The organism is Arthrobacter sp. NicSoilC5 (assembly GCF_019977395.1).
Lineage (GTDB): Bacteria > Actinomycetota > Actinomycetes > Actinomycetales > Micrococcaceae > Arthrobacter.
In genome coordinates this window covers 2413246-2433172 of sequence record NZ_AP024660.1, presented here as the reverse complement: position 1 = coordinate 2433172, position 19927 = coordinate 2413246, and the positions used below count along the sequence as shown (strand labels likewise).

Annotated in this window: 21 protein-coding genes; 10 read left to right on the top strand and 11 right to left on the bottom strand. The window is 65.5% G+C overall.

Features of this window, described 5'->3' with window-relative positions:
- Positions 1–67: 67 nt before the first annotated feature.
- A complete protein-coding gene (locus LDO22_RS11455) occupies positions 68–556 on the bottom strand; it encodes a hypothetical protein (RefSeq protein ID WP_224023212.1) in 489 nt (162 codons plus the stop codon).
- A 309-nt stretch (positions 557–865) separates the two neighbouring features.
- On the opposite strand from LDO22_RS11455, the gene LDO22_RS11450 reads away from it, so the two are divergent.
- From LDO22_RS11450 to LDO22_RS11435, 4 genes are all read left to right on the top strand, one after another.
- On the top strand, positions 866–1165 hold the full coding sequence (locus LDO22_RS11450) for a putative quinol monooxygenase (protein WP_159630366.1): 300 nt from the start codon (positions 866–868) through the stop codon (positions 1163–1165).
- A gap of 84 nt (positions 1166–1249) precedes the next feature.
- Positions 1250–2128, top strand: a complete 879-nt coding sequence (locus LDO22_RS11445; protein WP_224023209.1) for a Rieske 2Fe-2S domain-containing protein — start codon at positions 1250–1252, stop codon at positions 2126–2128.
- 95 nt (positions 2129–2223) lie between these two features.
- The gene (locus LDO22_RS11440; RefSeq protein WP_224023208.1) at positions 2224–2859 is read left to right on the top strand and encodes a GyrI-like domain-containing protein; all 636 of its coding nucleotides are present in this window, start codon (positions 2224–2226) and stop codon (positions 2857–2859) included.
- 7 nt (positions 2860–2866) lie between these two features.
- Complete coding sequence (locus LDO22_RS11435; RefSeq protein WP_224023206.1) at positions 2867–3697, top strand: MBL fold metallo-hydrolase; 831 nt, start codon at positions 2867–2869, stop codon at positions 3695–3697.
- A 67-nt stretch (positions 3698–3764) separates the two neighbouring features.
- Here the strand turns inward: LDO22_RS11435 and LDO22_RS11430 are convergent, their stop codons facing one another.
- The gene (locus LDO22_RS11430; RefSeq protein WP_224023204.1) at positions 3765–5246 is read right to left on the bottom strand and encodes an HNH endonuclease signature motif containing protein; all 1482 of its coding nucleotides are present in this window, start codon (positions 5244–5246) and stop codon (positions 3765–3767) included.
- Between the two features lie 74 nt (positions 5247–5320).
- Positions 5321–6520 carry an amidohydrolase family protein gene (locus LDO22_RS11425; protein ID WP_224023202.1) on the bottom strand — a complete coding sequence of 400 codons (1200 nt, stop codon included), beginning with the start codon at positions 6518–6520 and terminating at the stop codon, positions 5321–5323.
- Positions 6521–6694: 174 nt separating this feature from the next.
- Between LDO22_RS11425 and LDO22_RS11420 the strand changes: the two genes are divergently transcribed.
- The gene (locus tag LDO22_RS11420) at positions 6695–7570 is read left to right on the top strand and encodes a hypothetical protein (RefSeq protein WP_224023200.1); all 876 of its coding nucleotides are present in this window, start codon (positions 6695–6697) and stop codon (positions 7568–7570) included.
- 62 nt (positions 7571–7632) lie between these two features.
- On the opposite strand, the gene LDO22_RS11415 is transcribed toward LDO22_RS11420, so the two are convergent.
- Positions 7633–8205 carry an AAA family ATPase gene (locus LDO22_RS11415; RefSeq protein WP_224023198.1) on the bottom strand — a complete coding sequence of 191 codons (573 nt, stop codon included), beginning with the start codon at positions 8203–8205 and terminating at the stop codon, positions 7633–7635.
- Positions 8206–8303: 98 nt separating this feature from the next.
- Entirely contained in the window at positions 8304–9560 is a 1257-nt protein-coding gene (locus LDO22_RS11410) for an SLC13 family permease (RefSeq protein ID WP_159630380.1), read from the bottom strand.
- A gap of 275 nt (positions 9561–9835) precedes the next feature.
- Between LDO22_RS11410 and LDO22_RS11405 the strand changes: the two genes are divergently transcribed.
- Both LDO22_RS11405 and LDO22_RS11400 read left to right on the top strand, forming a co-directional pair.
- The gene (locus tag LDO22_RS11405; RefSeq protein ID WP_224023196.1) at positions 9836–10114 is read left to right on the top strand and encodes a hypothetical protein; all 279 of its coding nucleotides are present in this window, start codon (positions 9836–9838) and stop codon (positions 10112–10114) included.
- Between the two features lie 2 nt (positions 10115–10116).
- The gene (locus LDO22_RS11400) at positions 10117–11049 is read left to right on the top strand and encodes a threonine/serine dehydratase (protein ID WP_224023195.1); all 933 of its coding nucleotides are present in this window, start codon (positions 10117–10119) and stop codon (positions 11047–11049) included.
- Between the two features lie 41 nt (positions 11050–11090).
- On the opposite strand, the gene LDO22_RS11395 is transcribed toward LDO22_RS11400, so the two are convergent.
- Positions 11091–11441 (bottom strand): hypothetical protein, encoded by a 351-nt coding sequence (locus LDO22_RS11395; RefSeq protein ID WP_159630386.1) that lies wholly within the window; start codon positions 11439–11441, stop codon positions 11091–11093.
- Between the two features lie 156 nt (positions 11442–11597).
- Between LDO22_RS11395 and LDO22_RS11390 the strand changes: the two genes are divergently transcribed.
- Positions 11598–12512, top strand: coding sequence for a hypothetical protein (locus LDO22_RS11390; protein ID WP_224023193.1), 915 nt, complete (start codon positions 11598–11600; stop codon positions 12510–12512).
- A 94-nt stretch (positions 12513–12606) separates the two neighbouring features.
- On the opposite strand, the gene LDO22_RS11385 is transcribed toward LDO22_RS11390, so the two are convergent.
- The 3 genes from LDO22_RS11385 to hisC all read right to left on the bottom strand — a co-directional run bounded on the left by LDO22_RS11385 (position 12607) and on the right by hisC (position 15138).
- The gene (locus LDO22_RS11385) at positions 12607–13248 is read right to left on the bottom strand and encodes an NAD(P)-binding domain-containing protein (RefSeq protein WP_224023191.1); all 642 of its coding nucleotides are present in this window, start codon (positions 13246–13248) and stop codon (positions 12607–12609) included.
- Positions 13249–13333: 85 nt separating this feature from the next.
- On the bottom strand, positions 13334–13939 hold the full coding sequence (locus LDO22_RS11380) for a YitT family protein (protein WP_224027225.1): 606 nt from the start codon (positions 13937–13939) through the stop codon (positions 13334–13336).
- Between the two features lie 80 nt (positions 13940–14019).
- Positions 14020–15138 (bottom strand): histidinol-phosphate transaminase, encoded by a 1119-nt coding sequence (gene hisC, locus LDO22_RS11375; protein ID WP_224023189.1) that lies wholly within the window; start codon positions 15136–15138, stop codon positions 14020–14022.
- Between the two features lie 83 nt (positions 15139–15221).
- On the opposite strand from hisC, the gene LDO22_RS11370 reads away from it, so the two are divergent.
- Positions 15222–15704 carry an Lrp/AsnC family transcriptional regulator gene (locus LDO22_RS11370; protein WP_224023186.1) on the top strand — a complete coding sequence of 161 codons (483 nt, stop codon included), beginning with the start codon at positions 15222–15224 and terminating at the stop codon, positions 15702–15704.
- Between the two features lie 245 nt (positions 15705–15949).
- Positions 15950–17944 (top strand): rhamnogalacturonan lyase, encoded by a 1995-nt coding sequence (locus LDO22_RS11365; RefSeq protein ID WP_224027224.1) that lies wholly within the window; start codon positions 15950–15952, stop codon positions 17942–17944.
- Between the two features lie 73 nt (positions 17945–18017).
- Here LDO22_RS11365 and LDO22_RS11360 read toward each other — a convergent pair whose 3' ends face one another.
- Both LDO22_RS11360 and LDO22_RS11355 read right to left on the bottom strand, forming a co-directional pair.
- Positions 18018–18977: an SRPBCC family protein gene (locus LDO22_RS11360; RefSeq protein ID WP_224023184.1), complete on the bottom strand. Its 960-nt coding sequence runs from the start codon at positions 18975–18977 to the stop codon at positions 18018–18020.
- Positions 18978–19115: 138 nt separating this feature from the next.
- Entirely contained in the window at positions 19116–19844 is a 729-nt protein-coding gene (locus LDO22_RS11355) for a polysaccharide deacetylase family protein (protein WP_224023182.1), read from the bottom strand.
- Positions 19845–19927 lie beyond the last annotated feature (83 nt).

Here is a 19927-nt window from a genome sequence, read left to right as displayed (position 1 = left end):
GGACAGATCGTAACGGGGAGGAGCCAGGGACGCTGCCCCTGGCTCCCCGCTAAGGGGAAGAAGAGTTCTACTTCCCGTCGCGGTGGACTTCCACTACGGCGCTCTTCTCCCATGGGGTCCAGTCGGACCAGTGTCCGCCGTGGTTCTGCACGCGGAACGAGACCAGCTGGTAGACCTCTTCTGCGCCCCTGCGGTCGAGGTTAGGCACACGGTCAATGCTGGAAAGGGTCCTCGCGCCGTCGTGGCGATCAAACTGCTCGGTGAAGACTGTGCGGCCGAGGAAGTCGTCACTGCTGCGCGGACCGGGGTCGTCTTCGTAGCGCAACTGGCGGATCTCGACGGTCTTTTCGCCGTTGCAGTCCACTTTGATCCTGAAATCGACCTTGTTGCCCCGGAGATCCTTGGGATCCTTTGGGTCGACGGTACAGCCGTTGCGGCTTGTTTCCGCGTTGGCGGGTGCGGCCAACGCAAGGAAACCTCCGAACAGGCCCAGTGAGAGGACCGGAACCATGGCCAGCCTTGCCCGGGTTGGCCTCTTAATTCGAGTGTTGGACATATCTTGTTGCTCCTCAAAGGATGCGATTCACCTTTGCGGGCAGCCTTAAGCCGCCGGAATTGAGCACATTTTCAATAAACCGTTGTGGTGGCAGGAGCCTGCCCGTCCCGTTTCAAACAGCGCGCCCCGCAGTGCGGGTGGCTTCGACTCCGGATCCTTCTGTTCGCTGATCCGGTGTTTAAAAATATCCTCCCCTCTGCGCAGCTGCGCTAGGGGCAACCGCACCCTGCTTGGAGCTGGGCGCCGCTTGTGCCGGGGCTGGCCTTTGTGCTCCTTTCCGGCGTTCGCCGCAAGCGGCAGACTGTCCCTATGACTTTTGCGAATGTGGGAATGCTGGGAACCAAGCCCGGCCAGCGCGATGCCCTGGTGGCCATCCTGCTCCGGCCGAAACCCGGGATGAAGGAAGCCGGGTGCCTGCTGTATGAGGTGGGAATTAATGCCGATATGCCGGACACCGTGTTCGTCTCGGAACTGTGGGAGTCTGCCGAAGCGCACCAGGCATCGCTGCAGTTGGACAGCACGCAGGCCGCGATCGCCGAGGCGAAGCCGCTGCTGTCCGGTGAAATGGGAGGCCACCGGTTCACGGTGCTGGGGTCCCCGCTTCGGTAGCTGCCGCCAAAAGCGAAATACCTCCTTCCCAGGACGGGTATTCAGCGGCGAGTGGATTGCGGTAATCGGGGTAAGGGAGGACACATGAAACCGTTACCCGCACTTGAGCTTGTCACCCGTTTCGAGGATGCCGAGTGGCTTGACCCACTGGCCAAGAGCGTCCGGAAAATCGTCCTGAAGGTCATCAAACCGCGCTGGGCCCGTGATGTCCTCCACGGCGTTCCCATCGGCCACCCGGTGCATCCCCTTGCTGTCCAGGTGCCCATCGGTGCCTGGCTCTCCGCAGGAGTACTCGACGCGGTCCCGGGCGGAGAAAAAGCTGCCCGGCTGCTTATAGGGGTGGGCACTGCCAGCGTGATTCCGTCTGCGCTGGCCGGATTCACCGATTGGTCCCAGCTTCATCCGCAGCAGCAGAGGGTGGGCCTGGTGCACGCCGCGGCCAACGTCACCGCCACAGGCCTCTACATCACGTCGCTGGTGCAGCGGTCAACTGGCAGCCAGGGAAGCGGCAAGGTGCTTGCATATCTTGGACTGGCCACCGTCAGCGCCGGCGGCTTCCTGGGCGGCCACCTTTCGTACCGCCAGGCAGCAGGCGTGAACCACAGCGAGGAAATCCCGCACCGCTTCCCGTCAGGATGGCACCCGTTGGCACCGTTGACGGAGCTGCCCGAGGGCGGCCTGCACAAGCGCGAAGTGGCCGGCATCCCGTTGCTGGTACACCGTGAGGGCGGAACGGTCAACGTACTCTCCGACGTCTGCAGCCACCTCTCCGGTCCGCTTCACGAGGGCAAGATCAAAGACCACGACGGCGACCCGTGCGTCGTCTGCCCCTGGCACCGGAGCACATTCTCTCTGCGCACCGGTGAAGTGAAAGCCGGCCCGGCAACTTCGCGGCAGCCACTTTTCGAAACGCGGGTGACCGGGGAACTCGTGGAGGTGCGCCTGCCCGGGGCTGACGGCTAGAAAGGCCGTTAGGCCCTGTTGGGTTGGCAAGGGCGGCGAAAAACTGGGTGCATGGCGACGTCAAGGAGAATCCAGGCGAGGTGAGTCCAGGGGCGGTGAGCGATCTTCGCGAGGACATCGCAGTCCTCTACAAGGGGCGGAAGGGATCCGTCGATTTCGTTGACGTTCCTTTGTTGCTCTTCGCCATGGTCCGGGGCCAGGGGGACCCCGACGGACCTGCATTCGCGGAAGCAGTCCAGGCGCTCTTTACCATCAGCTACGCCGCGCACTTCGGGCTCAAGAAGCGGGCTGGTTTGGCCACGAAAGTAATGCCGCTGGAAGCACTGTGGTGGTTCGACGAGCCTGGGCACGCTGACCCCGACGAGCCCGTAACAGCAGGCTTCGGCGGCCTTTCAGGAGTCGACCGGGAATCATGGCGATGGCAGGCCATGATGGTTCAGCCCGAACCAATCGACGAAGCCATGCTGGAGCGGGCCAGGGAGGAGTCCCGGGCCAAGGAACTTCCGGCACTGGACCTGCTCCAGTTCGAGCGTTGGGAAGAGGGCCGCTGCGCCCAGACCCTCCATGTCGGTCCTTACGCCGACGAAGGCGCCACAATCGCCCGCCTCGACGCAGCGGTGGTGGAGGCCGGGCTGAAGGTCCGCGGCAGGCACCACGAAATCTACCTCGGCGATCCCCGCCGCAGCGCACCTGACAAGCTGCGAACGCTGATTCGCCACCCGGTGGTGTAAAAGACTGATGACGCGTGTAACCGAACCGCGGGAGATTGCTTCCGGCGTGCTGTTGATGACCTCCGGTGCAGGTCCAATGGCCGCAAACCTCTACCTTGTGCGCTCGGGTACCACCTGGGCGATGGTGGACTGTGGCTGGGCCGGCAGCGCGGAGCCGGTCCGGCGCGCTGTGGAGCAAGAGTTGGGGAATAGCATCACGCCTGGTGCCATCCTGCTGACGCACATCCATCCGGACCACTCCGGCGCTGCCGGTGCCCTGGCCCGGACGTGGGAGGTGCCGGTGTACGTTCACCAAGCAGAGTTGCCCATGGCCGCCGGGAAATACATCCCCGAGTTTTCAATGCCGCTGGACCGCTGGATCATCGCCCCGCTCCTGTGGTCGTTGCCCGCCCGCACCCGCCGCAGGATCGAAGCGTCCGGTGACATCACGGACGTCGCCCGCCGCCTGCCCCGCGATGGAGGAATACCAGGGCTGCCAGGGTGGGCGGCCATCCCCACGCCCGGCCATACCCCGGGACATGTTGCCTATTGGCGCGCCGGCGACGGCGTCCTGCTCACCGGGGATGCGGTGGTGACGGTGGGTTTGAATTCCATCCGCGGCATCCTCTCAGGCGTACCGGACCTGTCCGGGCCACCCAGGTACACCACCTGGAACTGGGAGCAATCCATGGACTCCATCACACGCCTCGCAGGTCTGGGTCCCCGGTTGCTGGCGCCGGGCCATGGGCAGCCGCTTGCTCTTGGGGCCGTTCCGCGGCTGCGGGCTCTCACTATGAAGGAGCGCACGCAACGGATGAGGCTCCGTGGCCGCGCTGCGGGATCCCCCGAGGCTGCCTAGCCGGTTCGCTGGCTGTCCGGGATGTGCCAAGGGGAGCATCAGTCGCTCTGTGGTTCCTCCAGAGTTCCTACACGGCAAGGCGCTCCAACAGGGCTTCCTCCAAGAGGCTTCGCTCCGTTGGCATGAGCCTTTGCAGCCATTGCGGCCAGTTTCCCGGTGGCCAGTGGGTTGGTTCTGAGTCCTGGTATTCGGCGTTGTAGTGCCGTCCCGTGGGTGAGGTCCAGCCGGGTGGTTCATTCTTGGTGGCCGGGTCGGGTGTCCATTGGCTGTGATGTTTGAGTCGATGGTGTTTGGGGCAGAGTTGGGCCAGGTTGCTGACGTTGGTGGTGCCGCCGTGTTGCCAGGCTTGTAGGTGGTCGGTTTCGTTGTCGGGGGTGCGGTTGGTGCAGCCCCGGAAGGTGCACTTGGTATCGCGCAGCCTGATCCAGCGTTTGATGGTTTCGGTGAGCCGGTAGTTTTTGCGGCCGATTTCCAGTGGTGCGCCGTCGCGTGGGTCGATCAGGACCCGGTAGAGGGAGTCCGCCCCGTCGGCGACAAGTTTCCGTGCCATGGACGCCGGGATCGGCCCGAAACAATCCAGTACGGCGGGTTCATCGGTCACTCCGAGGAGGGAGAATACGGGCACCATCACCAGGACGTCGGCCCGCGGGGTGGGCACCTTCCCGGCCTCGGAGGGTTTCCCGGTCTGTGTGGTGTTCCCGGCGCCGAGAAGCAGGGATGCGGCGATGTCGGGGCGCAGCTGGGTGAGGGTGCGCTCTTCGTCGGGGCCTTGGAGTCCGCGGGCGGTGGCGGTGGTGCGGTTCCAGATCGCGCAAGCGGTGTCCCCGGGGAGGTAGAGGGAGACCCAGGCCATGCCGTCCTTGTCGGGGGTGTATTCCATCCGCCGGTCAGCCACGCCCTTTACATGGCGCTTCTCGATCGAGTCGGGGTGATGGCGTTCCCGCCACCCACGGACCTTGGCCCGGAACCGGCACGGAACGAGGTCACCCGGGGCCGCGCCGCGGGCGGGCTGGGGTGCGTCAGGGTCGAAGAAATGCGCCACCAGCTTCAGCGCGCCCTCCGGGGTGAGGCCTTCGGTTTCGTCGGCGACAATTCGTGCGTGCTGCCACGACATCGCGCCCGCGGCCAGGGCGTTCATGACGTGTGGCAGGGAACAGATGCGCCGTGACTGCTCCACCAACGCCCCCGCAGCCGTGGAGCTGATGGTCAGCACCCCGGCGATTTCCTCCACCACCGACATGTCAGCGTAAGTGCGGTCCTGGATCGAGGCGTCCGGCGGCGTCATCGCTTGCTGGAACTCCACTGCCTCAGCGGCGTCGTGTGCTTTCGTCGCAGCGAGCTGCGCCTCCAGCCGAGCCATAAGCTCCAGCCGTTCCAGCCGAATCCCATACCGCCGCTGCAAAACATCCGTACCGGCGCTAACATCCACACCGGCACCAGCATGAGCCCCGGAAGCCAGGAAATCGTCCTCTTTCTCCAGCGCATCAAGGGCAGCAACGGAGGCATGGACACCTTCCAAAGCCACCCCAACACCACCGGCGATTCCCATAAGAACATCATCCAACGGGGGTCCGACATTCGAAGCGGCGCCCGAAACCGGTGCGCCTCAGCAGGCTGTAGCGGTCAGCCCGAGGAGTTTACCCTCGCGCCTTTCCGCAGCACGCGGGCAAGCTTCAAATCCTGGTCAAGCACCAACACGTCCGCCGGCATCCCGGGACGCAGATCCCCGGCCTGCGCCGAGAGCCCCAGCACGGACGCTGGAACAGCCGACGCCGAGGTTACGGCGTCCCGCAGGGAAACACCCGCGGCCACAGTAGTCCGGAGGACCTCCAGCAGCGTGCTGGTGCCACCCGCAATGGCACCAGTGGCATCCACCCGCGCCACGCCTTGGTCTACCGTGACGGAAAGGGACCCCAGCAGGTATTGGCCGTCGTCAAGACCGGTTGCAGCCATCGAGTCGGTAACGAGGGCGATATTGTCCGCACCAACTAGATCAAAGACCAACTGCACCGTTTCGGGCGCCACATGTACACCGTCGGCTATCAGTTCCACCACCGCTTCTCCCGCCCGTGCCGCGCTGAGGCATGCCGCGACGGGTCCGGGGGAGCGATGGTGCAGTGGAGGCATGGCGTTGAACAGGTGGGTAACCGTCGGCCGCCGCCGCCCCGTGGAATGCCCGCCAGCGGCCAAACCGCCCGCTGCGCGCTTAAGGAAAGCCGCCGCCGTCGGATGATCCGCAGCCGTGTGTCCCAAGGACGGGATGATGCCGCGCGCCGCGAGGAGATCCACAAGTTCGAACGCTCCGGAAAGCTCGGCCGCCAGGGTCATGGAAACCATTGATTCCCCGGCAGCACCAAGGAATCCGGACACCAGGCCCGGATCGGGATCCAACAGCAGCGCAGTGTCATGGGCGCCGCACTGCTCCGTTGAAAGGAATGGACCCTCGAGATGCGAACCGGCAATGAGGCCCTCACCAGCCAGCCCCCGAAGAGCGGAAAGGTTGCGGACAAGCTGTCCGGGCTGCCCCGTGACGATGCTGGCCAGAAGCGTAGTTGTGCCGCGGCTGTGAAGGTAGCGGGCGGCGTGGCGGGCACCGTCAGGGTTGCCCTCCGAGAAGTCAGAGCCGTGTGCCCCGTGACAGTGCAGGTCGACCAGGCCCGGCAGGAGAAACCCCGGTGCCGCGGCCTGATCCGGAAGAACCCCGGGAAATTCCGACGCCGGCCCAGCAAAGGTGACCACGCCGCCGTCGACCGCTACAACGCCGTCCGGCACATCCAGGGTCGCCGAAACAATGTGCCCGCGGAGGATGAGCTCACTGTTCACGGTCCACTCGCCTCCCGCCACGGATTATTCCACAACGGCCCCGCGGGCATCCGGCACAAATCCTGCACGCGGCACTATCCGGCAAACTTCCCCCGTGCCGTTATTTCACCGTGCCAATGGGAACGTCTACAGTGAAAGTGATAAGCATGCTGTCTATTTTGGAGGGTGAACCTGATGCGAAAAGTTTCTGCGCTTGGAGTAATGGCTGCGGCGATGCTGGCATTGGCCGGCTGCTCGGGCGGGGGCGGCGGTACGGCCACCCCGTCCAGTTCGGCCACCGCGTCGCCGTCCGCCAGCCCGACCGCGGACGCCAAGGTGTACTCGGAGGATCAGCTCCGTGACCTGATCTCGGGCATGAAGGACGCTGACGGCAATGAGCTCAAGCTGTACTCCAAGGAGCAGGTTGACCAGGGCGGAAATATCGCCAACCTGCTCATGAGCACGGCAACCATCGACCCCAAGGACTGCAAGGACATTGCCACGGCTGGACTGCTGGACAAGGTGGAAAACGGTGACGTTGCCGTAGCACTTTCGGACGGTAACCAGCCGCGCAGCCTGTCGGCCCAGTCCGGCAGCGACGGCCCAGACGCCGTAAAGACCCTGAACGACATCAGCGGCAAGATGGACCAGTGCGCCAAGTTCTCGGTCTCCGCGCTGGGGCAGAAATACGACGTGTCCAGCAAGGAACTGAAGGCGGACACCGACGCGGACAAGACCTTCGCCACCGTCAGCACCCGCAGCGGTGACAACCAGCAGAAGCTGATGCAGGTTTCCGCCGCGCAGGGGCGCCTTCTGGTGGTAGCCACGAAGAGCGGCACCGACCTGGGCGACAAGGACCAGAAGGAACTTGAGGGCCTCATCAATGACGTGTTAAAGAAGGCCGACGGCGGGGGCGGCACTTCCAGCCCGTCCTCCACCAGTTCGTCGGGTTCCATGGGCACGTCCTCGCCGAGTGGCTCGGCTTCGTCGACCGCCTCGTCCACCTCTTCGGCGACGATGTCATCGGGCACTGGCGCCTCGTCGTCGGCCTCCCCGACTGCCTCGCGGTAGCCGCAACCCACAGCGCGGAGGCGGGCCAGGACTGCAAAGTCCTGGCCCGTCCTGCGCGCCCCTCAGGCCTGCGCGAACTCCAGCCGGGAATTGAGCTCCGCCGCGACCTCGCCCGCCGGTGCGGACGCGTCTATCCGCAAAAAGCCCGCGTACTCCGGCAGTTCCCGGTACCCGTGGTGGAACGCGGCGAGGTCAGCAAGGCTCTCCGAATCCGTCCCACGGACAATGATGCGGCGGTGGGCTTCGGCGTTGTCTATGTCCAGGTGGAAGACGGCGTCCGGTTGCGGCAGCCGGGCCAGCAGCCAGGGGAGGAAGCGTCCGCGGGGCAGCCCTTTTGCGTGCCGCAGTGCCAGTTGGCAGTGAAGGTGGCGGTCCATCACCACCAGGCCGTCGAACCGGCTGGCGCGCAGGTGCGATACCAGCACGTTGCCCACCCGCAGAAGGGTTTCGACGCCGTCTGCCACCCTGTCCGGCAGCCGCACTCCCAGCCTGGCCGCGGCCAGGGACATGACCCGCCGGCCCGCATGGTTGCTCACCAGCAAGGCCCGTCCGCCGCGGGCCCGCACCATCGACACCAAGGCGCGGGCCGCCGTCGACTTTCCCGATCCGTCGATGCCCGTCAGCACAATGATCATCCGGCCTCCTCCCGCCGCTCCGTTTAACGCCGGGGACGGGCGCAATGTCCCGAATGAGCTGGAATTCACAGGCGCCAGCGGCGGGGTGAAGTGCAGTGCTACATAATGTTGGTGGGTACCAGCAGCGCCCAGGCCAGGGCCGGAGCCACCATCACCACGCCGCCGGCATAGAACGTCAGCTGCTTGTAGACCCGTTGCCGGTCGTGATCCCGGGCATTGGCCACCACCAGTGCGCCATCAGTGGAGAAGGGGGAGACGTCGACGACGGTGGCCGCGATGGCCAGCGCGGCCACAGTTCCGGAGGCGCTGAGGGAGCTCGTGGCCAGGAGGGGTCCGGCCAGGGGTATGAACGCGGTGAGTAGGGCGGTGGAGGAAGCGAAGGCCGAGCCGACACCGATCACGTAGCACAGGACCAGTGCGATGAGCAGCGGCGTACCCAGGGCCAGGGCCTGCCCGGCCAAGGTATCGATGACGCCCACGTGCTCCAGCAGGGAGACGTACGTGATCATCCCGGCAACCAGCAGGACCGTGGACCAGGAAATGCCGCCGATGAAGGTCCTGTGCTCCTTAATGTTGATGAATGCCAGGAGCAGGCCTGCGGAGAGGGCCACAAAGCCGATGGGCAGGTGGAAACCGAGCGTGGCTGCCAGCATCACGGCGATCAGGACGAGGGTCAGGACCTGCTGGCCGTGCGGGCGTCCGGTGGCGGAGGTGTCGATGTCCGCGTGCTGGCCCGCGGTGCCGTCACGCAGCCTGCCGATCAGGGCGAACAGGACGATGGTGAGCACGGAGAGGATCAGGTTCAGGGCGAAACTGGCAGTGAACAGGCCGCCCTGGGAGATGGGGAAGTTGTTCTTCAGGGCGATGTCATGCACCAGCACACCGGCAACGGACAGCGGGGAGAAGCCGCCGGCGTGGGCGCCGTTGATGATGAACGCGCCCATGAGGACGGGGTGGATCCTCGATTCGTAGGCGAATCCGATGGCCGCGGGAGCGAGCAGCGCGACGGCGGCGGGCGAGAACGTGCCGAGCGAGGTCAGCGCGGCGGCGATCAGGAAGAACACCCACGGCAGCAGCAGGGTCTTTCCGCGGACCATCCGCACGCAGCCCTTGACGATGATGTCGATGGTGCCGTTCCGCTGGGCCATGCTGAAGAAGTAGGTGACGCCAATGATGGTCAAGACGATGCTGGCGGGGAATTCCGCCAGGATCTCCCGGTCGGACATTCCCAGCATGAAATAGCCGACGCCGAAGGAGGCTACCAGCCCCATCACCCCGATGTTCAGCGGCCATTTGGTGGCGATGACGAACATCGCCACGAGGATCACCAGCGGGATGATCTGGACAGCGGTCATGGCAGGCTCCGGTCTCATGGCGGCTGCCTGGTTGAACATGCCACCGGTCACGGGGGCAAGCACTCGGGGTGCGGCTTGCCCATGGAAAGCATCATGACATTCCATTTGCCGCTGCCGGGAGTCGCGCGCCGGGTTGCCGGAAATTGCGCGCCGGAAGGGACCGACGGCTGCCTCGAGACCGTAGGCTGGAGGCCCGGAAGGGGTCTCCCCGGCCGGCAGGCAGTTCCACAACAGGCAACTGCAGAACAGGCAGTTCCCAGGTGAAAGGCAGGACCATGACCGTTTCCAGCGACGATCCCCAGAACACCGCAGACCTCCGGGGCCCGGGCGATCCGGACGAAGCCAGGGAGGCCGCCAAAAAGGCACCCCAGTCCGGGCAGCACCCCGAACAGCCGGGCGCGTCGAACATCCGTGAGGAACAGCAGGTCCACGCCGCCGGAACCGTTCCCGCGTCCTATGTTGGGGGCGGGGACGCGGCCGGCGGCGACAAGCCGGAGGAAAGCAAGCCGGAAGAGGCGCTGGGGGAGCCGGGTACCTGGGACGACGAAGTCTAGGCATGATCTCCCGCACCGACATTGACCGGGCCGCGCGCCGGACCGCCGGACTTATCCGCAGAACACCCGTGATGGAGGCGGACCGGGGCCTGTCCGACGGCCAGGTCTGGCTCAAATGCGAGTTCATGCAGCACACGGGCACATTCAAGGCGCGTGGCGCGCTCAACCGCATCCTGGCAGCGAAGGAGCGCGGGGAACTCAGGGGCGGCGTCGGCGTCGTGGTGGCGTCCGGCGGAAACGCGGGGCTGGCCAATGCCTATGCCGCCAAGCAGCTGGGGGTTCCGGCCACCGTCTTTGTCCCGGAAGCCGCGCCCGCCGTCAAGGTCGCCAAGCTGAAGGCCATCGGTGCCACCGTGGTGCAGGGCGGGGCGGAGTACGCGGTCGCCTACCAGGCCGCCGTGGCCCACGCCGAGGAAACCGGCGCGGTTTACTGCCACGCCTATGACCAGCCCGAAATCGCTGCCGGTGCCGGAACAGTGGGCTCCGAGCTGCTGGAGCAGGTACCGGACGTGGACACCGTCCTGGTGGCAGTGGGCGGAGGCGGGCTGATGGCGGGGGTAGCCGCCGCCGTCGAGGGCTCAGCCAAAGTGGTGGCCGTCGAACCGGAAACAGCGCCGACCCTGCACGCCGCCCTGGCAGCCGGTGAGCCGGTGGACGTCGCCGTATCGGGTATCGCGGCCGACTCCCTGGGTGCCCGCCGCGCAGGCGACATCGGCCTTTCAGTGGCGGTCCGCTGCGGCGTCGAAAGCGTCCTTGTCAGCGACGCTGACATCATTGCGGCACGCTCGGCACTCTGGAACGACTACCGGATCGTGGTGGAACACGGCGCTGCAGCGGCCTACGCTGCGTTGACCTCCGGCGCGTATGTGCCGGGGACGAACGAGCGCGTTGCCGTCATCCTCTGCGGTGCCAACACGGATCCGGCCACGCTGTGACGCAGCCCGGGCGAACAGGACGCCCGGGCTGGATCAGCTGACTACTGGGCGCCCTGGCCGCAGAACTTGCTGTAGGTGCTGCCGGCCTCCTGGTAGCCGGACTGCAAATCGGCAAGCTTGTCCTTGTCCGGGTTCTCCTTGGCCTGTTCGTCCGTGTACGCCAGGATCTGCGCCAGGGCAGGCTTGAGGTCGTCCGAGGCCACGGCGTGGATGGGACGGATCTGGTTGGCGAGGTTGTTCATGCCCGTCTTGCCGGCGTTGTTGGCGGGGTTCGACACAACGGCCTGGATCCGCTCGCAGGTCTCAGCGGTGGTCAGTTGATGTGTGGCGGTGCAGGCCGTAGCAGAAGCAACGAGGCCGGCGGCAAACAGGGCTGTGGCGAATTTCTTCATGGGTCCCTCGGTAGTGGTCAGAGGTTTCGATTGTAAGCAGATTGGGTACCCCCATGCCTTCGCAAGCCCAATACCGGCGCTTAAACTGGCAGTACCAATCGTGCGGAGCTTCCGCAGATGGGCCCCGCGCGCATCAGACCAGACTAAGGAACCAGCATGCGCCGAACAGTACGCCGCCGTGCCGCCGCGGGACTTGCCGCCCTGCTTTCACTGCTCCTCCCCACAGCCGTTCCGGCGTCGGCCGCGCCCCGATCAGGGGAGATCGTGCTCGACGGCGCCACCTCCGCGGAGGGCATCGCGGCGGGGGAGGGGAGGACTTTTTACGCAGGGGAACTCACCACGGGTGATATTTTCCGCGGTAACCTCCGCCAAAGCACCGCCACCCGCTTCATCCACGCCCCCGAGGGGCGCGCAGCCGCCGGAATGAAGGCCGATCCCTGCCACAACCTGTTGTTCGTGGCGGGCGCCACCACCGGCAAGGCTTTCGTCTACGACACCGTCACCGGCAAACCTGTGGCCGATTTTGACCTGGCCAAGGGATTCATCAACGACGTCACCCTGACCAGCGAGGGCGCCTGGTTCACCAATTCGGCCGCGGCGGAACTCTACTTCCTGCCGGTGGGAGAAGACGGTGAACTGGGAACGGTGAAGACCCTTAAGCTGAGCGGGCCGGCCGCGGACCTCACGCCGGACTTCAACCTCAACGGCATCGCCTCGGCTGACGACGGCAGGGTCCTGCTGGTGGCGCATACAGCCGACAGTGCGGTGTACACGGTCAACCCTGAAACGGGGGAGAGTGCAGCCATTGAGGGCGTCAGCGTCCCCTTCGTGGACGGCATCCTGGTGCGCGGCGGCACCCTGTGGGCGGTCCAGAATCAGCTGAACCAGATAGCCCGCATTGATCTGTCCGGGGACCTGTCCTCCGGCGTCGTGGAAGGCACCATCAAGAGCGGCTCGTTCAATGTCCCCACCACCGTGGCCCTGTTCGGAAATACGCTGGCCGCCGTGAACGCGCAGTTCAACCAGCCGCCCAGCCCGTTCGAAGTGGTGTTGGTTCCGGCCCGGAAGTAGTGCCGTGATAAGAAACTGGCCGGCAGCAGGGGCTGCCGGCCAGTTTGGCCTGTGGGATCCGGAAGGACGGACCTGCGGGATCCGGAGGGACGGATCAGATGGTGCGCGGAGCCTTGGCCAGGTTGTCCTTCAGCTGGGTGGCGGTCTGCCGCTTCACGTAGGCCGGACGGTCCCGCTCCACACGCCAGCTCTCTGAGAGCGGGCCGACATTGACGGTGTCGAAACCGAACTCGTCGTAGAGGCGGGTCACCAGTTCGGCTGCTTCCGGATAGTCGCTGGCGGTGGCCAGGGCCCGCCGGTCGGCGGTGCCGGCGGGTGATCCGTCGGTGGTGATGTCCTTGGCCATGATGTGGTTGAAGCCCTTGGCCACCTTCGACTGTGGGAGGTGCTCCTGCAGCAGCCCGGAGGTGGTGGCCTCGCCGTTGTCCAGGGCGGGGATCCGGCCGTCCCGCTCCCAGTAGTAGTTGTTCGTGTCGATCACAACCTTGCCGGCCAGCGGCTCCGCCGGGACGTCCTTGTAGTTCTTCAGGGGCACTGTCACCACTGCGAAGTCGCCCGCGGCTGCCGCTTCGGCTGCGGTGGCCGCCCGGGCCTTCGGGCCAAGCTCAGCCACCAGGTCCTGGAGCGTCTCCGGCCCGCGCGAGTTGCTGATGACTACGTCGTAGCCCAGTTCCACGGCCTTCCGTGCGACCTGGCTGCCAATATGTCCTGCACCGATGATTCCGATTGTTGTCATAGTGGCGGCAACAGCGGTCCCCCTGCAGATATTTCAGCCGGTGCCCGGGAATAAAAGGGCTGGGCTCTGGCTACTTTCCGGCCACCTATTTACCCAGGTAGCGGCCCGGGCGGTGGTTCAGCGCAAGGATGAGGTTCAGCAGCGTGGCACCGGCAGCGGACAGCAGCACCAGCATCGGCGGCACCAAAACAAGCGATGCCAGCACGATGGCAACGTCCAGCACCATCTGCACATACCCGGCGCGCCAGTTCAGCTTCTCCTGCAACAGCAGGGCAAGGATGTTGAAGCCGCCCAGGCTGGACTGGTGCCGGAACAGGATCAGGAGGCCGACGCCGGCGAGCAGGTTTCCGCCCATGACGCCGTACACCGGGTCGAGGTGCAGTGACCCCAGCGCGGCAGGGTGCAGGCTTGCCATCACTGACACGAGGGCGATGGCCGCCCCGGTACGGAGGGCGAAATTCCAGCCCTTCTTCCAGACCGCCAGCGCGAAGAACGGCAGGTTCACGGCGAAGAAGATGACACCAAACGGCAGTGCAACGGAGTAGCTGAGCAGCAGCGCCAGGCCCGCGGTGCCGCCGGTGACCGCGCCGCTGGACTTGAGGAGGAACAGGCCAAGTGACGCCGCAAAGGTGCCGGTGAGGATGCCCAGGACGTCCTCTACCACCGAATGGCGGACGGCCGACGGCGGCACGGGACGTCCCGCCGTCGGCTCTTCCGGGTGCGTGGCCGGGGCAGCAGTGGTTGCGTCAGCGCGTGTTTCCGTGGAGGTGCTCACTGGGCGGCGCCCGCCCCAGGCAGGAACCGCCCGCGGTCTGCCAGGACTGCCAACACGCGGTCATTAGTGGCGGCATCGGCCAGGGTGATGCGCACGCCGTCCACCGCGTAGCCGCGTGCCAGGATGTCGGCCTGGGCCAGCGCGTCAAGGAGTTGCACGCGCAGCTCGTCCGAAGCCCGCAGCCAGTAGAAGTTCGCCTGGCTGTCCGGGACGTCCCAGCCGAGGCCCCGAAGTGCTCCGATCACGCGGGTCCGTTCCTGTGCCACCGCCTCGGTGCGCTCAAGGATCTCGTCCTCCGCAGCAAGCGAAGCAACCGCGGCAGCCTGCGCCATCCTGTTGACGCCAAACGGAACGGCCGTGCGCCGAAGGCCTTCGGCGATCTCCGGCCGGGCAATGGCGTAGCCGATCCTCAGCCCAGCCAGTCCGTACGCCTTGGAGAAGGTCCGCAGGATGCAGAGGTTGGGGTAGCGGCGGTAGAAGTCCAGGGAGTCGACGCCCGGGCCGCGCTGGAACTCGATGTAGGCCTCGTCCAGGACCACCAGCACCCGCGGGGGAACGGACCGGAGAAACTCCTCCAGCGCCTCCGCGCTGATGGACACCCCGGTGGGGTTGTTCGGCGAGCATAGGATCACCAGCCGGGTGCGCTCCGTAATGGCCGCAGCCATGGCCGTGAGATCGTGGTGCTCATCCGCCAGCAGCGGCACGGGGACCGAAACCGCGCCCGCCACCGCCACAAGGATGGGATATGCCTCGAAGGACCGCCAGGCGTACACCACCTCGTCCCCGTGCGAGCAGACGGCGGAGATAATCTGCTGCAGCACTCCGGAGCTTCCCGGTCCGGCGGCAACCTCATCGGCGCTGACACCGAAGTGTCCGGCAATGGCCTCCCGTGCTTCCACCGCGCCCATGCTCGGGTACCGGTGGATCCTGCCGCCCTCTGCGGCAATCGCGTCGACGACGGACGGCAGGGGAGTGAAGTGGCTTTCGTTTGAGGCAAGGGCCGCGGTCAGGGCTGACTGGGCGCTCTTGCCGGCCACGTAGGCGGGAAGCTGGGCGACGACGGCGCGGACCTCTGGTGCCGCGGCTTCTGGAAGGGTGCGGGTCATGGACAGCATGATGGGTGAAATCAGGACGTCTGCGCAACAGAGGAGGATCGAGCAGGACAGATCCAGCGGATGTTATCTCCAGAAGTGGCAAAATGCTCACTATGCACCTCATTGATGCCCTTGACGCAGAGATCCTCCTCACACTCGACCGGGACCCGCAGGCTACTGTCCTGTCCCTCTCCCGCACGCTGGGCGTGGCCCGCAATACGGTGCATGCCCGGCTCCGCCGCCTCGCAAATGACGGCAGCCTGGCACCCTTCAGCCAGCGGGTGCGGACCGAGGCACTTGGCCTGCCGCTGATCGCCTTCATCTCGATTTCCATCAGCCAGTCCTCCAGCGACATCGCCGTGGCAGCGCTGCAGACCATCCCGGAGATCATTGAAATGCATGCCACCACCGGCGATGCCGACCTGCTGGCCAAGGTGGCCGCGAGGGACCCGGCCGACCTGCACCGGATCACCAACGCGATGCTGGCGATTGACGGCGTCGTCCGGACCAGCACCGCCATGTCCCTGGTGGAAGTGATGCCCACACGGACCGTGCCATTGCTGCAGGCGGCCGCAAAGAAGCAATAGGCGTTAGAGGAACAGAAGCAATCGACCTAGAACAAATTCTCCCATTTCCTCACGGTCAAACTCTTGACCATTCTTGTAAGGCACTGATAAACCTAAAGGGCAGAAAGCGCTTTCCTCATTGCTTGCACCTCCTCAAAATCACTCATGAGAAGGATGCTCCGCATCGAATGAAACGTTCCAAACTGTCGTGCGGCAGACTCAGCTGCCGCCGCATCAAAGGAGATGTTCTTTTGGCAAACCCCTCAATGTGTTCCCCGAAATCCCCGGCGGGCAGGGCGCGGAAGGCTGTGCCGGCTGCCGCGGCGGCCACGCTCGCTGCAGCAGCCATGGCCTTGGCCGGTGTCCCGTTTGCTGCCGCTGATCCCGGCCCGGGAGGTCCTGCCGCTCCGGCGGCCCGCGCACACTCCGGCCTCACGCGCCAGGTGGAGAACCTGGACCGCGCCCCGGTTGCCGTCCTGACGGACCAGGGGGTCAGCCTGGGCTGGCGCATGCTGGGCCTGGACAAGGACAGCATTGGATTCCAGGTCATTCGCGACGGCGCCATTATCACCGACGAACCCATCCGGGACACCACCACGTATCTGGACCCGGATGGCACGAAGGACTCCAAGTACGTCATCAAGACCGTGGGCAACGGCAACGGGCAGGACAAACTCAGCGCCGGGTTCAGCCCGCTGGCACAGAACTATCTCCCCATCAAGCTGGACAAGCCGGCTGACGGCGTCAGTAAGGACGGAAAGCCATACTCCTACAGCGCCAACGATTCCAGCGTCGCCGACCTTGATGGTGACGGCGCCTACGAGATCATCCAGCTGTGGAACCCATCCAACGCGCAGGACAACTCCAAGTCCGGGTACACCGGCAACGTCTACGTGGACGCCTACAGGATGGACGGCACCAAGCTGTGGCGCATCGACCTGGGCCGCAACATCCGGGCGGGCGCCCACTATACGCAGATGCTGGCCTACGACTTTGACGGTGACGGCAAGGCCGAGGTGGCGTTCAAGACCGCGGACGGAACCACCGATGCGGCGGGAACTGTCATCGGTGATGCCGCGGCCGATTACCGCACCAGTGCCGGCTATGTCCTGTCCGGGCCGGAATTCCTCACGGTGTTCAACGGCGCCAGCGGCACCATCATGGACACCGTTCCCTACGATCCGCCGCGCGGCGCCGTATCCGCGTGGGGCGACAACTACGGCAACCGCGTGGACAGGTTCCTCGCCGGAGTGGCCTATTTGGACGGTGAACACCCGTCCATGATGTTCAGCCGCGGCTACTACACACGCACGGTGCTGGTCACCTACGACCTTGTGAACGGCAAGCTGGTGAAGCGCTGGAAGTTCGATTCCGATGTGGCCGGAGCCGAGTACAAGGGCCAGGGCAACCACAATCTGTCGGTGGCGGACGTGGACTCCGACGGCAAGGACGAATTCGTCTTTGGTTCCATGACCATCGACGACGACGGCACCCCGCTTTACAACACCAGGCTCGGCCACGGCGACGCCATCCACACGGGCGATCTTGATCCTTCCCGGCCGGGGCTCGAAACCTTCGCAGTGCACGAAAGCATGAGCCAGAGCGGCAACCGCGGCGCCACGTTCCGCGATGCCGCCACCGGCGAAGTGCTGTGGAGCATCCCCGCCGTCAAGGACACCGGCCGCGGCGCCACCGGCGACATCGACCCCCGATTCCCGGGTTCTGAAAGCTGGGCCGTAGGCGGCGACGCCGCGTGGAACTCCCCGGTGGGGTTCCTCATGTCCGCCAAGGGCGAGCGGATCTCGGACAAGATCCCTGCAGCCAACTTCATGGCCTGGTGGGACGGCGACCTGCTGCGGGAGATCGTGGACCACGACTTCGATGCCGTGGCCGGGTACGGCGTGCCCACCATCTCCAAGTGGAACTGGGAAACCGAATCCAGCGACCGTTTGTTGACGGCCACTGGCGCCCGCACCAACAACTACACCAAGGGCAACCCGTCGCTGCAGGCGGACCTGCTGGGCGACTGGCGGGAAGAGCTGGTGTTCCCTTCAGCGGACAGCACCGAGCTGCGGATCTACACCAGCACCTCGCCCACCGACGTCCGGCTGCGCACCCTGATGCATGACCCGATGTACCGGACCGGCGTGGCCCGCGAAACGGTGGGCTACAACCAGCCGCCGCACCCGAGCTTCTTCATCGGCGAGGGTATGCAGGCACCGGCCATGCCGGCCGTCTTCTACGCCGGAAAGGCCAAATAGGCCGGCCGAAGACGCGAAAGCGCCGCCCGCCTTGGGGGAAGGCGGGCGGCGCTTGCTTGCGGGTCAGTGCGGGTCAGTGGCCGCCGAGGTTGCCACCCACCGGCGGAAGGCCGCCCTCGGAACCGCGGTCGTCCCCGCGCCGTTCGCCGGCGCTGAGGTTCTCGCCTTCGAGCGTCTCGTCGGACTCCCCGGTGGTGTCCACCAGGCCGTTGGTCTGGTCGAAAGCGTGCCCGATCCTGTCATCGCCCAGATCGGCGACTGAACCGGTGGAGCCGGCCGCCGCCGTCGTGCCCGCTGCCGGAATCCCGACGCCTGCGTCGGCCGAGCCCGTGGTGGATCCGGTGGTCAGGGGCTCGGCGGGAACAACCGGCTCTGCCGGAACCACCGGAGTGGTCTCCGCAACCGTCACGTCATGCGTTTCCGTCTTGTCCTTGTTGCCACTGGCTGCCATCGCCGCTGCTGCACCGGCGGCTGCGGCGATGCCGACGCCGGCGGCAACCTTGCCCGAAACCCCGGCCTTGCCGGAATCGCCGCGGGACGCGCCCGCGTGTTCAACACCGGGCGTGCCAACCGCGGAGCCAGCGTTGACCGATCCGCGCCAGGCGCCGCTGGCGTAGCCTTCATCCTCAATGAATTCCTTGAACTTCTGCAGGTCCGATTCCGCCTGCCGGTCAACGACGTTCAGTTTGTCGCCCACCTTCTCCACCAGGCCCTCGGGCTCGTATTCGAGGGTCAGCCGGAGGGAGGTCTGGCCGCCGCCAACGTCCTCGAAGTCCACGGCGCCGGCATTCGTGGCGCCTTCGGTGGCGGCCCAGGCAACGCGCCGGTCCGGGACCTGCTCCAGGATTTTGGCTTCCCATTGCCTGCGGACGCCGCCGATCTCGGCCACCCATTCCAACCGGTCGTCAGTGAGCTGCGTGACGCTCTTGACACCGCCCATGAAGTGCGGGAACTCCTCGAACTGGGTCCACTGGTTGTATGCGGTGCTCACCGGTACGTTCACCAGAATGCGTTTTTCCACCTTCGTGCTCATAACGTCTCCTTCGCTTTGTTACCGGGGGCTGACGACCAGGGAAAAATCATCAGCATGCTTACCAACATACCTAATAGGTGCTTCGGATTCCAGAGCGGTGGGCGACGAAGAGGTGAAACGTCCGAAAGGCGGCCTTACTCAGGGCGCCACCACAACGCCATAGGACCCTTCGTTGAGCGCGCTTGGCTTGTTGGAAGGAGCCACTACGCCGAAGTCGTAGCCCTTGGCCCGGATGGCGTCGATGGTCCTGGACAGGTAGTCCCACTGGGAGGCGGGGCAGGACAGGACGTCGTTGCCGTCGTGGAGCAGGATGATTGCACCCGGGGCAACCTCATCCAGCACGTACTTCTGGACTCCAGCTGCACCGGGGCACTCGAAGTCGCCGGGCTCGCCGACCTCCCAGTGCCACTGGATGCCGCCGCTCATGCCGAGGCTCCTGATGTATTTGAGCGCGTAGGGGGTGCTGTTGCCGAACGGGAAGCGCATCAGCACGGGTGTGGTGCCGGTGATCGAGTTGATCGCGGCATTGGTGCGGTCAACTTCCTGCTTCTGGTTCGCCTGGGTGAGGTCGGGGAAGTTGGCGTGGTCCCAGGAGTGGTTGCCGATCACATGTCCCTCGGCTTTGATCCGGCGGACCAGGTCAGGGTACTGCTGGGCGTGGGATCCCTGGAGGAAGAACGTTGCCTTGACGTTCTTTTCCTTGAGGACGTCGAGGACAAAGGCGGTGCGCTCGGCGGATGGCCCGTCGTCAAAGGTCAGGCCGATCAGCGGCTTGTCGGCGGCATGGGCTGATGCGGGGGCCCCGGCGACTAAGGCCAGAATCAAGCTCAGGGCAGCCAGGGCCATGACCGCAATCTTGCTTTTCATGGTGCTCTTTCCCTTCCCAAGGCTGCTTTCAACCTTGTTTAGGTGAGCACCCTATGACCGCCTTAAAGGGGGTGTAAACAGGT

What these genes read in the sequence shown, in the direction of transcription:
- LDO22_RS11405 (WP_224023196.1), top strand. Translation starts at nt 9,836, where the DNA reads ATGACCGTTTCCAGCGACGATCCCCAGAACACCGCAGACCTCCGGGGC.
- LDO22_RS11430 (WP_224023204.1), bottom strand. Translation starts at nt 5,246, where the DNA reads ATGGGAATCGCCGGTGGTGTTGGGGTGGCTTTGGAAGGTGTCCATGCC.
- LDO22_RS11395 (WP_159630386.1), bottom strand. Translation starts at nt 11,441, where the DNA reads ATGAAGAAATTCGCCACAGCCCTGTTTGCCGCCGGCCTCGTTGCTTCT.
- LDO22_RS11400 (WP_224023195.1), top strand. Translation starts at nt 10,117, where the DNA reads ATGATCTCCCGCACCGACATTGACCGGGCCGCGCGCCGGACCGCCGGA.
- LDO22_RS11455 (WP_224023212.1), bottom strand. Translation starts at nt 556, where the DNA reads ATGTCCAACACTCGAATTAAGAGGCCAACCCGGGCAAGGCTGGCCATG.
- LDO22_RS11445 (WP_224023209.1), top strand. Translation starts at nt 1,250, where the DNA reads ATGAAACCGTTACCCGCACTTGAGCTTGTCACCCGTTTCGAGGATGCC.
- LDO22_RS11415 (WP_224023198.1), bottom strand. Translation starts at nt 8,205, where the DNA reads ATGATCATTGTGCTGACGGGCATCGACGGATCGGGAAAGTCGACGGCG.
- LDO22_RS11450 (WP_159630366.1), top strand. Translation starts at nt 866, where the DNA reads ATGACTTTTGCGAATGTGGGAATGCTGGGAACCAAGCCCGGCCAGCGC.
- LDO22_RS11370 (WP_224023186.1), top strand. Translation starts at nt 15,222, where the DNA reads ATGCTCACTATGCACCTCATTGATGCCCTTGACGCAGAGATCCTCCTC.
- hisC (WP_224023189.1), bottom strand. Translation starts at nt 15,138, where the DNA reads ATGCTGTCCATGACCCGCACCCTTCCAGAAGCCGCGGCACCAGAGGTC.
- LDO22_RS11410 (WP_159630380.1), bottom strand. Translation starts at nt 9,560, where the DNA reads ATGACCGCTGTCCAGATCATCCCGCTGGTGATCCTCGTGGCGATGTTC.
- LDO22_RS11365 (WP_224027224.1), top strand. Translation starts at nt 15,950, where the DNA reads ATGTGTTCCCCGAAATCCCCGGCGGGCAGGGCGCGGAAGGCTGTGCCG.
- LDO22_RS11390 (WP_224023193.1), top strand. Translation starts at nt 11,598, where the DNA reads ATGCGCCGAACAGTACGCCGCCGTGCCGCCGCGGGACTTGCCGCCCTG.
- LDO22_RS11435 (WP_224023206.1), top strand. Translation starts at nt 2,867, where the DNA reads ATGACGCGTGTAACCGAACCGCGGGAGATTGCTTCCGGCGTGCTGTTG.
- LDO22_RS11360 (WP_224023184.1), bottom strand. Translation starts at nt 18,977, where the DNA reads ATGAGCACGAAGGTGGAAAAACGCATTCTGGTGAACGTACCGGTGAGC.
- LDO22_RS11385 (WP_224023191.1), bottom strand. Translation starts at nt 13,248, where the DNA reads ATGACAACAATCGGAATCATCGGTGCAGGACATATTGGCAGCCAGGTC.
- LDO22_RS11355 (WP_224023182.1), bottom strand. Translation starts at nt 19,844, where the DNA reads ATGAAAAGCAAGATTGCGGTCATGGCCCTGGCTGCCCTGAGCTTGATT.
- LDO22_RS11420 (WP_224023200.1), top strand. Translation starts at nt 6,695, where the DNA reads ATGCGAAAAGTTTCTGCGCTTGGAGTAATGGCTGCGGCGATGCTGGCA.